The sequence below is a fragment of the Salinispora fenicalii genome (assembly GCF_000514815.1).
GTDB classification, from domain to species: Bacteria; Actinomycetota; Actinomycetes; order Mycobacteriales; family Micromonosporaceae; genus Micromonospora; species Micromonospora fenicalii.
Genome location: NZ_AZWQ01000022.1, coordinates 12,746 through 25,786 on the forward strand (window position 1 = coordinate 12,746; position 13,041 = coordinate 25,786).

The 13,041-nt window shown below is 68.5% G+C and carries 13 protein-coding genes; 4 read left to right on the forward strand and 9 right to left on the reverse strand.

Translation table 11 applies throughout. From position 1 onward, the window contains the following. Positions 1-36: 36 nt before the first annotated feature. From pstA to B116_RS0111870, 5 genes are all read right to left on the reverse strand, one after another. Positions 37-957, reverse strand: a complete 921-nt coding sequence (gene pstA / locus B116_RS0111845) for a phosphate ABC transporter permease PstA (RefSeq protein WP_027660217.1) — start codon at positions 955-957, stop codon at positions 37-39. Next, on the reverse strand, positions 954-1,901 hold the full coding sequence (pstC, locus tag B116_RS0111850) for a phosphate ABC transporter permease subunit PstC (RefSeq protein WP_018723786.1): 948 nt from the start codon (positions 1,899-1,901) through the stop codon (positions 954-956). The genes pstA and pstC overlap by 4 nt, the downstream gene beginning before the upstream one ends. Before the next feature lies 1 nt (position 1,902). Then, positions 1,903-2,853 (reverse strand): PstS family phosphate ABC transporter substrate-binding protein, encoded by a 951-nt coding sequence (locus B116_RS0111855; protein ID WP_027660218.1) that lies wholly within the window; start codon positions 2,851-2,853, stop codon positions 1,903-1,905. A 255-nt stretch (positions 2,854-3,108) separates the two neighbouring features. Beyond that, a complete protein-coding gene (gene phoU, locus B116_RS0111865) occupies positions 3,109-3,753 on the reverse strand; it encodes a phosphate signaling complex protein PhoU (RefSeq protein WP_018723789.1) in 645 nt (214 codons plus the stop codon). Between the two features lie 163 nt (positions 3,754-3,916). Then, positions 3,917-4,810, reverse strand: coding sequence for an NUDIX hydrolase (locus tag B116_RS0111870; protein ID WP_018723790.1), 894 nt, complete (start codon positions 4,808-4,810; stop codon positions 3,917-3,919). Positions 4,811-4,880: 70 nt separating this feature from the next. On the opposite strand from B116_RS0111870, the gene B116_RS0111875 reads away from it, so the two are divergent. Then, a complete protein-coding gene (locus tag B116_RS0111875; RefSeq protein WP_027660219.1) occupies positions 4,881-5,849 on the forward strand; it encodes a Gfo/Idh/MocA family protein in 969 nt (322 codons plus the stop codon). Between the two features lie 58 nt (positions 5,850-5,907). On the opposite strand, the gene B116_RS0111880 is transcribed toward B116_RS0111875, so the two are convergent. The 3 genes from B116_RS0111880 to B116_RS0111890 all read right to left on the reverse strand — a co-directional run bounded on the left by B116_RS0111880 (position 5,908) and on the right by B116_RS0111890 (position 8,744). Then, positions 5,908-6,912: an inorganic phosphate transporter gene (locus B116_RS0111880; protein WP_018723792.1), complete on the reverse strand. Its 1,005-nt coding sequence runs from the start codon at positions 6,910-6,912 to the stop codon at positions 5,908-5,910. A gap of 3 nt (positions 6,913-6,915) precedes the next feature. Next, the gene (locus tag B116_RS0111885; RefSeq protein WP_018723793.1) at positions 6,916-7,542 is read right to left on the reverse strand and encodes a DUF47 domain-containing protein; all 627 of its coding nucleotides are present in this window, start codon (positions 7,540-7,542) and stop codon (positions 6,916-6,918) included. 695 nt (positions 7,543-8,237) lie between these two features. Continuing rightward, on the reverse strand, positions 8,238-8,744 hold the full coding sequence (locus B116_RS0111890; protein ID WP_018723794.1) for a DUF402 domain-containing protein: 507 nt from the start codon (positions 8,742-8,744) through the stop codon (positions 8,238-8,240). A gap of 66 nt (positions 8,745-8,810) precedes the next feature. On the opposite strand from B116_RS0111890, the gene B116_RS0111895 reads away from it, so the two are divergent. After that, entirely contained in the window at positions 8,811-10,934 is a 2,124-nt protein-coding gene (locus tag B116_RS0111895; protein ID WP_018723795.1) for an ATP-dependent DNA helicase, read from the forward strand. A 16-nt stretch (positions 10,935-10,950) separates the two neighbouring features. Here B116_RS0111895 and B116_RS0111900 read toward each other — a convergent pair whose 3' ends face one another. Beyond that, positions 10,951-12,225: an AI-2E family transporter gene (locus B116_RS0111900; RefSeq protein WP_026321994.1), complete on the reverse strand. Its 1,275-nt coding sequence runs from the start codon at positions 12,223-12,225 to the stop codon at positions 10,951-10,953. Positions 12,226-12,404: 179 nt separating this feature from the next. On the opposite strand from B116_RS0111900, the gene B116_RS0111905 reads away from it, so the two are divergent. Further along, on the forward strand, positions 12,405-12,743 hold the full coding sequence (locus tag B116_RS0111905) for a GroES family chaperonin (RefSeq protein ID WP_018221608.1): 339 nt from the start codon (positions 12,405-12,407) through the stop codon (positions 12,741-12,743). 86 nt (positions 12,744-12,829) lie between these two features. Continuing rightward, entirely contained in the window at positions 12,830-12,997 is a 168-nt protein-coding gene (locus B116_RS27830) for a hypothetical protein (RefSeq protein WP_018723797.1), read from the forward strand. Positions 12,998-13,041 lie beyond the last annotated feature (44 nt).

Consider the following 13,041-nt stretch of genomic DNA (forward strand, 5'->3'; position numbering starts at 1 on the left):
TGGGACGGTGGAGCCGGTGGTCTGTCATCGGACGGCTCACCAGCGCTTCTCGAACCGGTTACGAACGAAAATCGCGATCGAGTTCATCGCGAGCACAATCGCCAGCAGCAGGACGATGGCACCGGCAGCGAGCTCCGTGTACTCCGACTGCGAGCGGGTGATGAAGGTGTAGATCTGGATCGGCAACGCGGTGTACCCGCTGTCCAGCCCATCCGGATTGAAGGTGATGAAGGTGACCGCACCAAGAACGATCAGCGGGGCGGCCTCACCGATAGCCCGGGACAGGGCCAGGATCGATCCGGTGGCGATCCCCGGAACCGCCGACGGCAGCACCTGCCGCGACACGGTCTGCCACTTGGTCGCACCAAGGGCGTAGGAGGCGTGCCGGATCGACTGCGGCACCGCCCGGATGGCTTCCCGGGTGGCGATGATGACCACCGGCAGGACCAGCAGCGACAGCACGATCGCCGCGGTGATGACCGTGAACCCGAGGCCGAGCGCCCGGGCGATGATCCCCAGGCCGAGGATACCGAAGATGATCGATGGTACGCCGGCGAGGTTCTGGATGTTGAGTTCCAGCAGCCGGTTGTACCAGCGGGTGTTGTCCGCGTACTCCTCCAGGTAAATCGCGGAAAGGATGCCGATCGGCAGGCAGATCAGCGCGACCAGCGAGATGATCCAAAGCGTGCCGACCAGCGCGGACTGCACGCCAGCGGTGTCCAGCCGGCTCGCCAGGCCGGTGGGCATCTCGGTCCACAGCCGGGAGTCCAGCCGGTTCCATCCCTTGACGAGCACCCAGGTCAGCAGGGCGGCGAGTACGCCGAAGGCGATCAGCAGGCAGGCCTGCATCGCCATCCGGAACGCGACCTCACCCGGCCGGCTTCGGCGCTGAGTCAGCGCATTACCCGACGCGGACGAATCCGGTCGGGTATCGGTGGTGATGGTGGGGGTGCTCACTCGTAGACCTCCCGGAAACGACGGACCATCCGGATCGACACCGCGTTCAGCGCGAAGGTGATGAGGAACAGCAGCGCACCGACGGCGAAGACCGAGTCATAGTCGAGCGACCCGACCGGGATGTCGCCCGAGGAGATGTTGGCGATGAAGGCGGTCATGGTCGCCGCCCCCTCCAGCGGATTGAGGACAATCCGGTCAGAGGTGAGGCCACCCGCGATCGTAACGATCATGGTTTCCCCCACCGCCCGGGAGATACCCAGAACCACCGCGGCGACGATGCCGGACATCGCCGCCGGCACCACCACCCGGGTGGACACCTGCATCTTCGTGGAGGCCAGCGCGTACGCGCCCTCGCGCAGGCTGCGCGGAACGGCGGCCATCGAGTCCTCGGAGATGCTGGCGATGGTCGGCACGATCATGATGCCCATCGCGATACCCGCGATGAGCAGGTTCTGGAAGGCCGGCCCGTTGTCGGTCGGCCACCACTTCTGCAGCAGCGGGTTGAGCGCGAAGAGCGCGACGAAGCCGTACACGACTGTCGGCACACCAGCGAGCAGTTCGATGATCGGCTTGAGCACCTTGCGGGTACGCGGGTTGGCGTACTCCGAGAGGTAGATCGCCGAGCCCAGGCCGAGCGGAACGGCGATGGCCAGCGCGACGCCGGTCACCGTGAGCGTGGCGGCGACGAGGGGCAGAACGCCGTAGGCCTTCTGCGCGAAGGTCGGCGTCCAGCTCGTACCGGTGATGAACTCGACGATGCTGACCTGCTGGAAGAACCCAATCGTTGGCTGTACCAGCGCGATGACGATCCCGACCGTGGTGGCGACCGAGACCAACGCGGCAGCGACGAGCAGGACCTTAACGGTGCTGTCAACGGGGCGACGCCGGCCCCGCCGCAGGGCGCTACCTGCGGCGGAACCGGCGTTCGAGGTGCTGGTGGACACGTCAGGCCGCAGCCTTCAGAGCGTCGAACTCAGCCTGGAGGGTGCTCTTCTGCTCCGCGGTGAGCGGGACGTACTTCGCCTCCAGGACGATGTCGTCGATCCGCTCGATGTAGAAGTTGACGAAGTCCGCGACCTGCTCCTTCTTGACGCCGGCGTCGCTGACGTAGACGAACAGTGGCCGGGAGAGCGGCTGGTAGGTGTTCTCCTGCGCGGTCTTCAGGCTCGGCTCGACGCAGCCGGCGCCACCGTCAACCTTGAGCGCCTTGAGCTTGTCCGCGTTCTCCTCGTAGTAGGTGAAGCCAAAGTAGCCCAGACCCCCCTTGGTGCCGGCGACACCCTGCACCACGACGTTGTCGTTCTCCGACGCGGTGTAGTCGGTGCGGCTGGCGCCCTCCTCACCGTTGATCTCGTCGGTGAAGTAGTCGAAGGTGCCGGAGTCGGTACCCGGGCCGAAGAGCTTCAGCGGCTCGTCGGGGAAGCTGGGGTCGACCTGGTTCCAGTTGGTGACCTTGGAGTTCGGCTCCCAGATCGTCTTGAGCTGGTCAACCGTGAGGCAGTCGGCCCAGTCGTTGTCCTTGCTGACGACCACCGTGAGGGCGTCGTTGGCGACGATCAGCTCCTTGTACTGGATCCCGGCCGCCTCGCAGGCCTCGATCTCCGAGTCCTTGATCGGACGGGAGGCGTCAGAGATGTCGGTCTCCCCCTTGCAGAACCGCTCGAAGCCACCGCCGGTGCCGGAAGTGCCGACGGAGACGTTGACGCCGCTCTGGACCTCCCGGTAGAAGGTGGCCGCGGCCTCGCTCAGCGGAGCGACAGTGCTGGAGCCGTTGACCTTGACCTCACCCGAAAGCTCGCCATCGGCGCCTTCGTTGTTGCTGCTGCAGCCGGTAAGCGCGAGCGCGGCGAGCGCGGTGCCGGCGAGGACGCGCCGCGAAAGCACGTTGCGGTTCACCAGAAAGCCTCTCTATCGGGGTGTGCCAGCCCGTCCGGGCCGTACGAGAAGTCAAGGTAGAAGGCCCAGGTAGCCGCGCGACCCGCGCTAAGTGAACGAAAAGTGAACTCCACAGCGAAAATCGTGGCTGGGAACATCAGCATTGCGACTTTCCGACCACTGACTCCCCAGATGTCCCTATCGCGGGACCTCGAAATCCTGGTCGCGTCCCAGCGCCCCACCCGGGTGCACGAGGCCGACGTGGACGCGCCCGGCCTAGAGCCGAATCGTGCCGGTGACCAGGTAGACAACCTGACGCGCCACGTTGACCGCGTGGTCCGCGTACCGCTCGTAGTAGCGGCCGACCAGGGCGAGGTCGATGGCGCTCTCCACCCCGTACTGCCAGCTGGCCAGCAGCAGCGCCAACAGGCGTGACTGGGCGGTGTCGACCTCGTCGTCGTCGAGCCCGATCTGCATGGCGGTCAGCGGATCACGGGTGGCGAGCACGGTCGAGGCCTTCTCCGCGATCCGCGCCGCCGCTTCGGCCATCTCCGTCACCACGGCTGCCGCCGGCGAAGGGACAACCATGACCGGGTACCGCATCTGCACGACCTTGGCAATATGAACGGCGAGGTCACCCATCCGCTCGAGGTCGGCCGCGATCCGGATGGCGCAGAGCACCAGGCGCAGGTCCGAGGCGACCGGCTGCTGCCGGGCGAGCAGCTCCGGAACGGCCGCCTCGATGTCCCAGCGAAGCTCATCGAGGACCGCGTCGTTCTGCACGACCTGCTCGGCCGCCTCCCGGTCCACATCCAGAAGCGCCGTGCCCGCACCCCGGATCGCCGCCACGGCCTCCCGGCTCATCACCACCAAGGCGCCAGTCAACCGATCAAGCTGCTCGTCGTAGCCGCTCCGGACCATCGCGCCTCCACCTGCTCGCCTCGCGGCTCCGCCGTCGTCCCGAGGGCGGGTACGCCTTGGCAAACCACGAGTCAGCCACATCGCATAGACAGAAACCTACCGGCTGCGGCGCGGATCAGCCGAATCCGGCACCGGCCACTGAGATAGCAACCTGACTGACCAGTCAGCGCAGAAGAAACCGGGGTGGCCCGACGCCGGAGTCCTCCAGTCGAGGTGTCACCGGAGTCGCCGGATCGCGGTCCGCCGCGGCGGCGATGACACCGGCCAGGTCCCGGCAGGCTGCCACTTGCCCGAGGGTGACCAGGGTGGGCGGGAGCATGGTCAGCTCCCCGGGGGCGGAGGCCTCGGCCGGGGAGATCCAGAGCGTGCGGTCCGCTTCACCGGAGACATCCCGGGTACGTTGCCCCACCGGTAGCCGGGCGACGAAGAAGTACGTGTCGAACCGACGCGGCTCGAACTCGGGTGTGATCCACCGACTCCAGGGCAGCAACAGATCCGACCGGAGGGTGAGCCCTCGCTGGGCGAGCAGGTCAGCGAAGCCCAGCTCCCGCCGCTCCAGGGCTACCCGGGCCGCCTCCCAGTCACCGCCGGACACGTCACCCACAACGGTGTCGGCATCGGGGCCGGCGAGCAGGACCCCGGCCTCCTCGAATACCTCCCGCGCAGCGGCGCAGACGACCGCCTGCGCCGCTGTCGGAGCCAGCCCCAACCGGGCTCCCCACTGGGCCGGAGTCGGCCCGGCCCAGTTCACGTGGGCCGTCGAATCCGATGAGTCCACGCCGCCGCCAGGGAAGGCGTACACGCCGCCGAAGGCCATCGCCGCGACCCGACGGATCAGGTATGCCTCGAAGCCGTCCAGGCTCGCGGACACCACTGCGGCGGAGCCTCCCGGGCGATCCGCCCCGCCGCCCGCAACAGCGGCGCCGCCGGTCGGGCGGAGCAGCAGTACGGTCGCCGCCACCCGCGGTACCGCCGGCTTACCCCCCTGCTCGCGGAACCGCCGGGCGTGCTCCGCCACCACCGGTGGAACGGGAAAACCGTCGCCGTTGCTCGTCATGGGACGAGCCTAGATCCCGACAGCCGGGACCGCCCAAGAGCGTTCCGGCGATCTTCGTTAGCGTGCCGCCATGACTCGATGGGGAATCCTTGCCACCGGCCACATCGCCGGGCGCTTCGCCGAAGACCTCAAGCGGGTGCCGGGGGCCGAGCTGATGGCGGTTGGCTCGCGGACGGCCGAGAGCGCAGAGCGGTTCGCCGAACGGCACGGCGCGCGGCGCGCGTACGCCTCCTGGTCGGAGCTGGCCGCAGACCCGGACCTGGACGTCGTCTACGTCGCCACTCCGCACGCCGCCCACCACGCAGCTGCCCTCACCTGCCTGCAAGCCGGGCGGGCGGTACTGCTGGAAAAACCGTTCACCCTCGACCTGGCGACCAGTCGGGACCTGGTGGAGACCGCACGCGACGCCAGGGTCTTCCTGATGGAGGCCATGTGGATGCGTACCAACCCGCTCGTTCGGCGGATGTGCGAGCTGGTCGCTGACGGAGCAATCGGCACGGTGGTCAACGTGCGGGGGGACTTCGGCGTGGCCGGCCCGTTCTCGCCGGAGCACCGGATGCGGGCGCGGGCCCTGGGCGGTGGGGCGTTGCTGGACCTCGGCGTGTACCCGGTCAGCCTGGCCCATCTGCTACTCGGGGTGCCCGACCACGTCCGTGCCTGGGCGAAGATCAGCCCGGAGGGAGTGGACGAGAACACCGGGATCGTCCTGGGGTACGACACGGGCGCGATCGCCACGCTCAGCTGCGGAATCATGGCTGCGACGACGACCACCGCCGTGATCACCGGTACGAAGGGCCGGATCGACCTGTCTGAGCCGTTCTTCCGGCCCAGCTCGCTGACCATGCACCGGAACGCCACCGCGCCGGAGACGATCCATGCGGAAATTATCGGCAACGGCTACCAGGACGAGGCAGCGGAGGTGCAACGCTGCCTCGCCGCGGGCATGCTGGAAAGCCCACTGCTCCCGCACACGGCGACCCTGGAGGTCATGGCGTTGTTGGACCGCATCCGGGCCCAGATCGGCGTCGACTACGCCTGAGCCGGGTGAGCGGGTCTCCCGCACCTCGCGAGGCGTTGACAGGAGACCCGCCGCGCCGTCAGCTGAACAACGGACGAACCAGGAAGTACGTCAGGGCACCGATGGTGCCGGCCGCCGGGAAGGTGAGAATCCAGGCGCCCACGATGTTGCCGGCGACCCCCCAACGAACAGCGGAGAGCCGCTTGGTGGCGCCGACACCCATGATCGCCGAGGTGATCGTGTGGGTGGTGGAGATCGGCGCGCCCAGCACCAGCGCGTTGAAGTAGAGCACCGAGCTGGCCACGGTCTCGGCGGCAAAGCCCTCGGGCGGCCGTAGGTCGATAATCTTCCGGCCCAGAGTCCGGATGATCCGCCACCCACCGGCGTACGTGCCGGCGGCGAGCACCGCCGCAGAGGTCCAGAAGGCCCACTCCGGGATGTGCGTCGGGCTGTCCTGGAAGCCACCGACGAAGAGGGCGAGCACCACGATACCGATCGTCTTCGCCGCGTCCTGCATGCCGTGTCCGACCGACATGGCCGCCGCCGAGGCGCTCTGGGCCCAACGGAAGCCCCGGTTGAGCTTGCCCGGATGCCCCCGCCGGAAGATCCATTGCACCGCGACCATCACGATGTAGCCGAGCAGGAGACCGACCATCGGCGACAGGACCATCGGAATGATGACCTTCTGGCCGATACCGCCCCACAGCACCGCGCCGGACGCCGCCACGGTGGCACCGACCAAGCCCCCGATCAGGGCGTGCGACGAGGATGACGGCAGGCCGAAGTACCAGGTGACGATGTTCCAGACGATGGCACCGACCACACCGGCGAAGACGATCGCCAGGCTGGCCGTCCCGGTGGGCAGATCCACCAGGCCGCTGCCGACGGTCTTGGCGACCTCCGCGCCGAAGTGCGCCCCGATGAAGTTGCCGACCGCCGCCATGGCCAGGGCGACCCGGGGGGTCAGCGCTCGGGTGGAGATGCTGGTCGCGATCGCGTTGGCGGCGTCGTGGAATCCGTTCGTGTAGTCGAAGACCAACGCAACGGCGATCACCGCCAGCACGGCGATGAGTTCAGGGGTCACGGATCAGGACTCCTTGACCGCGATTGTCTCGACGGTGTTCGCCACGTGCTCGAAGGCGTCGCAGGCGGCCTCGAGCTCGTCGGCGACCTCCTTCATCTTCAACACGGTCAACGCGTCGTACTCGCCGGAGAAGAGCCGGACCAGCAGCATCCGGTAGGCCTGGTCGCCGTCGTTCTCCAGCCGGTTGCACTCGATCCAGTAGTCCTCGAGGTCCCGCATCGACTTCAGTCGGGGCATCGCCTCAGCGGTCAGCCTCGCCTGCTGGTCCAAGACGTTGACCAGCTCGTGCATCTCCCGCGGCAGCGACGGCAGCTCGGTCAGGCCGTACAGGTAGAGCAGGTTGCCGACCGCCTCCAGGTGGTCCATGACGTCGTCGAGCTGCGAGCCGAGCCGGTAGATGTCCTCCCGGTCAAACGGCGTGACGAAGGTAGAGTTGATCTTCTTGTACAGCTCGTGGGTGATCTGATCGCTGTCGTGCTCCACCTCGGTGAGCCGCTCGCTGACCGACTGCACCACAACGCCGGGCAGGGCCAGCTCGTTGAGGAGTTCGGTGCCCCGCACCAAGTTCTGCGCGGCCCTGGTGAAGAGCTCGTAGAAGGCACCCTCGTTCGGGCGGAAGGAAAACTTCACAGGACGGACCTCGTCGTGTCGGTGGGGGGTGGCAGCCACCTCGCGGGGTGACCTGAGTGGGAATGCTAGGTGCCGCCGAAACGCCGAATGAACCGGCCCACCACTAGCCTACTCCCGTTCACGTTCGGTTAACTTTCTGTTCACCTTTATCGCTTCCGGGCCTCCGTTCCGGCCCGGGGCGACGAGCCGACAAGCGGATACCCCACACATCCGATGCCGAACATGCCCCACGACCCCATGACCCCATGGCGACCCCACGAGAGCATGGACATGCGGTGATGTACGGCATGTCCATGCCGTGCTGCGCGCTGTTGAGCTGCACTCACGGGTGGGGCAGCGATATACCTCACACTGTCCGTGACATTCGAGTCGGTCGGGGAGAAATGGGGGAGGGAGTCCGAATGCTCTGGGCCCCGACGTGGCGAAAGGTGGCTTGGGCGGTCCTACCCGGTACGTGTTGGCTCTGCTGGCGGACACGGCGGGAATCGGCGACAACGTCATCCGAGTGCCGCGCGACGCGCTTAGTAGTTGTGCGCTGATCGTCGCCCTCAGCCCGCTAATCGCCGCCGCGGTGATGGTTTCCGCACGGAGCGTCCGAACGGTGAGCGGCCAAGCCGAGAACACGCATCCATTCTCGCGAGAATGGCCCGACGAGTTGGTCGATGGAGCGAGGGCCGCGGCTTCAGCCAGCCCGTTCAGACGACCAGCGCCAGCCACTTTCGGTACGACGTGGCGAACGGCTCGGTGCCGTCCCCCAACGCGGCGAACAGCCAGTCGGCTGCGGTGTGTGCCTCGGTGACCACCTCGTCCGGGTAGCCGAACCGCTTGCGGTGCTCGGCGAACTCGTCCTCGTCCAGCAGCTCCACCAGACCGGAGCCACGCCGGCGCACCACGTCAAGGTCAAGGTCGAACAGATGCACGGTGTCGTCGTTCTCCCAGCGAGCCGGACTCGCGATGTCGCAGTAGACCTCGCTGGTCCGCGGCGGCGGGTTGAACATGCCGGTCCACCACGCATGGTGCGGCACCAAGAGCACGAACGGGATCTGCTCGACGGAGGGGCGGCCGTGGTACACCGAGGGGGTGCCGACGGACACGCCGAGCCAGACGCCGAGGTCGTCCTCGGCGAGCCGGCGGGCCGGATAGTCGCGGTGGGCGCTGCCGTCGTACTTGCGGTAGATCACGCGGACCACGTCGCTCGGCATGACTGGCACCCTAGCCGATTCGGTGGAACCGACGTAGCAGGGAGATAACGGGACGCCACCGGCCAGTTGTCAGACCGTGACGACGCCGCGCCGCCCGCCGGGAAGCCAGCTGTCGCCGCCGACCGGTACCGTCGCACGGTGACCCCACCCCGCACCGCCACCGATTCCGCCAGCCCAGTGCCCCTGATCGGCAACCGGCGCTCCGGCGGTGGGGTGACCGGAGCCGACCTGCTCGCTGCGGCGGTCAGCGCGGTCCCTGGAGGCGCAGCACGCCCAGGTCAGCAGGAGATGACAGCGGCGATTGAGGCAGCCGTAACCGCCCGCGAGCACCTGCTGGTGCAGGCCGGCACCGGCACTGGCAAGTCCCTGGCGTACCTGGCGCCCGCGCTCACCGTTAACGGCCCGGTGGTGGTCTCCACCGCCACCCTCGCGCTCCAGTCCCAACTGGTTGACCACGATCTCCCCCGGCTGGCCGATGCGGTGGAGCCGCTACTCGGCCGGCGGCCCACCTTCGCGGTACTCAAGGGGCGGCACCACTACCTCTGCCTGGCCCGGCTCGACAACGCCACCGAGGAGGAGCCGGGCGACACCCTCTTCGACGCACCGAGGCCGGGCGGCACGACGTGGCTCGGCGAGGCCGGCCGCCTCGGCCGGCAGGTCCAGCGGCTACGCGACTGGGCCGAGAAGACGGACACCGGCGACCGGGACGAGCTTGATCCCGGCGTTGACGAGCAGGCCTGGCGCTTGGTGTCCATGCCGGCGCGGGAGTGCGTCGGCGCGGCCCGTTGCCCGTTCGGCGCCGAGTGCTTCGCCGACGCCTCCCGGGCTCGCGCCCGCGAGGCCGATGTCGTGGTGACCAACCACAGCCTGCTCGCGGTGGACATGCTCGCCGGACGACACATCGTTCCGCCGCACCAGTTGCTCATCGTGGACGAGGCGCACGAGCTGGCCGATCGGGTCTCCTCCGCCGCGCAGGCCGAGCTGGTGCCGGAGTCAATCGACCGGTCCACCCGCCAGGCCCGCCCACTGCTGCGCCCGGAGACGGCCGAAGCACTCACCGCGGCAGGTGACGCCCTGGCCGTCGGGCTCGCCGAGGCACCCGCAGGCCGGCTCACCACCGGGCTGCCGACCCCGCTGCGGGAGGCGTGCACGCTGCTCGACGCCGCGACCCGCGCGGCGCTCGACGCGATCGGCGAGGTCAAGGCCGACGACCCGGACCCGGTCCGCAAACAGCAGGCCAAGGCGGTGCTCGACGAGCTGTCCGGCACCGCGCAGCGGCTGCTGGAGGAAGCTGACCACGACGTGGCCTGGGTGGAGCGCAACGACACCACCGGGCGGCGGGCGCTCGTGGTCGCCCCGCTCTCGGTGGCCGGCACCCTCGCCACCCACCTTTACGAAGAACGCACCGTCGTCGCCACCTCGGCCACCCTGACCCTGGGGGGCCGCTTCGATTCCGTTGCCCGGGCCCTGGGCCTGGAAGTTCCGACTGCCACGAGCGAGGCGCCCGTCACCTCCGGTCCGGACTGGCAGTCGCTCGACGTCGGCTCCCCGTTCGACTACGCCCGGCAGGGGATCCTCTACGTCGCCGCACACCTGCCCCGGCCAAGCGTCTCCGGGCTGCCCGACGCGGCCGGCACGGAGCTTCTTGAACTGGTCAAGGCGCTCGGCGGACGGACGCTGGGGCTCTTCTCGTCCCGACGGGCCGCGCAGCAGGCGGCGGAGCTGCTCCGGGAACGCACCGACCTGCCCGTGCTTCTGCAGGGCGAGCAGGCGCTGCCGCTGCTGGTTCGCCGATTCCGCGAAGAACAGGCGAGCTGCCTGTTCGGGGTGATGTCGCTCTGGCAGGGGGTAGATGTGCCGGGCGACGCCTGCCAGCTGGTGGTCGTTGACCGACTGCCCTTCCCCCGGCCGGATGAGCCGCTCGCCGCTGCCCGCGCCGCCGCCGTTGACGCCAACGGAGGATCGGGGTTCGCCGCGGTCAGCGTGCCGATCGCGGCGGTCCGGCTAGCCCAGGGCGTGGGCCGGCTGATCCGCGCTACCGGCGACCGAGGTGTGGTCGCGGTGCTCGACTCCCGGCTGGAGACCGCCCGGGGGTACGGCCCCTTCCTCCGCCGGTCGCTCCCGCCTTTTTGGTACACAACCCGTCCCGACGTGGCCCGCGGCGCCCTCGAACGCCTTGCCAAGGCGTGACCGGATAACCCCCAGATCAGAGGGCCCGGCTCGCGACGACGACAGCGTCCGATGGGGTCTCCGGGACGGTACGGGCGGCGAGGCGGCGTACGGCCGTGTTGAGCACCGCGATCAACGGCACCGCGATCAGTGCCCCGGTGACCCCGGCGAGCACCACCCCGGCGGTGATACCGACGATCACCGCGAGCGGATGGATGGCCACCGCCCGCCCCATGATCAAAGGCTGGAGTACGTGGCCCTCAAGCTGCTGTACGCCAACCACCACACCCAGGATGATCAACGCGGTGATCGGTCCGCTGTCCACCAGGGCGACAAGTACCGCGACCCCGCCGGACAACGTGGCACCGATGATCGGAATGAACGAGGCGAGAAAGATCAGCGCGGCGAGTGGAAACGCAAACGGGACATCGAAAATCACCAAGAAGATGCCGATGCCGAGCGCATCGATGAAGGCCACCAGCACGGTGGCCCGCACGTACGCACCGAGCGTCTGCCAGGACGCCTGGCCGGCGTCGTCGACCTTCCAGCGGGCGTTGACCGGCATCAGCCGAACTAGGAAACGCCAGATTCGGCTGCCATCACGAAGGAAGAAGAAAGTCGCGAAGAGCACCAGGATCGTGCCCGTAAGCACCTCGGCCAGGGTGGCCGCAGTGGAGAGCGCGCCACTGGTCAACCCCGCCGTATTCTCGTTGAGCCACTTCTCGGCCTCGTTGATGTAGTTGTCCAGTTGCCGGTCGTCGAGGTGCAGTGGGCCGGTTCGCAGCCAGTCCTGGATCTGACGTACCCCCTGAGACGACTTCGCGCTCAGCTCCGGCACGCCCTGAATAAACTCATTGACCACCAGCGTCAGCGTGCCGACCACTGCGGCCAGCCCACCCACCAGCACCACGGCGGTCGCCAGCGACCGCGGGAACCGGGCCCGGAGCAGCCAGCCAACGGCCGGGGCCAGCAGCGCCGACAGCAACAGCGCGATGGCCAGCGGGATAATCACGATCCGGATTTGACCCACGATCCGCAACAGGGCCCACGCGACGATCCCGATCGCGAGCAGCCGCCAGGACCAGGCGGCCCCGACCCGCAGCGCGTGCGGCACATCCGCGTCGTCCCGGCTGGTCGTCGAGCTGTGCAGCGGCGCGGATGTCTCCGCGCCGCTGACCGCCGGCGGGGGCGGTGGGGCTGGTGCCGGGCTGGGCGCAGCCGGGGAGCTAGCACTGGGCGTTCCGGCACGCAGGCCCGCCGATCGTCGCCGGGATCGGTACGACTCGTACGCGTGACGAAGCCCTTCACGCATCCGCTCGAAACGGCTCAAGCGCACCTCCTGGCGTCCCGCTCTCCGGCTCCACCGGTAGGTCGCACAGGATACGCCGTTGACCCAACAAACGTGGGGGTGAATCTGTCACCGGATGCCCGCGGTCACCACCGGGGAACCACGGCCGAGCGGCGGAGCGAGACACGGTAGCGTCTGGCCCCGTGACCAACGACGAGAATCTCGACTCCGGTCTGCCGATCCGGCTCCTGCACGATCGGGTGCTGGTCCGCATGGAGGGCAGCGAAGGTGAGCGTCGCTCCACTGCCGGCATCGTGATTCCAGCGACCGCCGCCGTCGGTAAGCGGTTGGCCTGGGCAGCCGCGGTGGCGGTGGGACCGAACGTCCGTTCCATCGTCTCCGGTGACCGGGTGCTGTTTGATCCGGACGACCGCTCTGAAGTCGAGCTGCACGGCCGCGGATATGTGCTGCTGCGCGAGCGGGATGTACACGCCGTCGCCGCCGAACGCGTCGAACCGGACTCCACCGGCCTCTATCTGTAGCCCAGAGTCCACCGGCCACCGCCGGTAGCTGTTTGCTCCGCTCCTTCCCGGGAAGTTAGCCGCACCAGGTGCCCTGGGGAGGGACGATGCCGGTACTGCTCAAGAAGTTGCTGTTCTGGGGCTTCATCGCGTTCCTGATCTACTTCATGGCGTTCCGACCTGATGGCGCGGCGGAATTGGTCAAAGCGATCGGGGGCGTGCTGATGGCGTTGGCGCAGGGCCTCGGCGACTTCCTGACCAGTCTGATGACGTAACCGTCTGGTCCTGCCGGACGCCTCTCCGGGCGTCCGGCAGGACC

Excerpts from the sequence above, each read along its gene's own strand:
- phoU (WP_018723789.1), bottom strand. The coding sequence starts at position 3,753 with ATGGTCCGGAGCGGCTACGACGAGCAGCTTGATCGGTTGACTGGCGCC.
- B116_RS0111870 (WP_018723790.1), bottom strand. The coding sequence starts at position 4,810 with ATGACGAGCAACGGCGACGGTTTTCCCGTTCCACCGGTGGTGGCGGAG.
- B116_RS0111875 (WP_027660219.1), top strand. The coding sequence starts at position 4,881 with ATGACTCGATGGGGAATCCTTGCCACCGGCCACATCGCCGGGCGCTTC.
- B116_RS0111890 (WP_018723794.1), bottom strand. The coding sequence starts at position 8,744 with ATGCCGAGCGACGTGGTCCGCGTGATCTACCGCAAGTACGACGGCAGC.
- B116_RS0111900 (WP_026321994.1), bottom strand. The coding sequence starts at position 12,225 with ATGCGTGAAGGGCTTCGTCACGCGTACGAGTCGTACCGATCCCGGCGA.
- B116_RS27830 (WP_018723797.1), top strand. The coding sequence starts at position 12,830 with ATGCCGGTACTGCTCAAGAAGTTGCTGTTCTGGGGCTTCATCGCGTTC.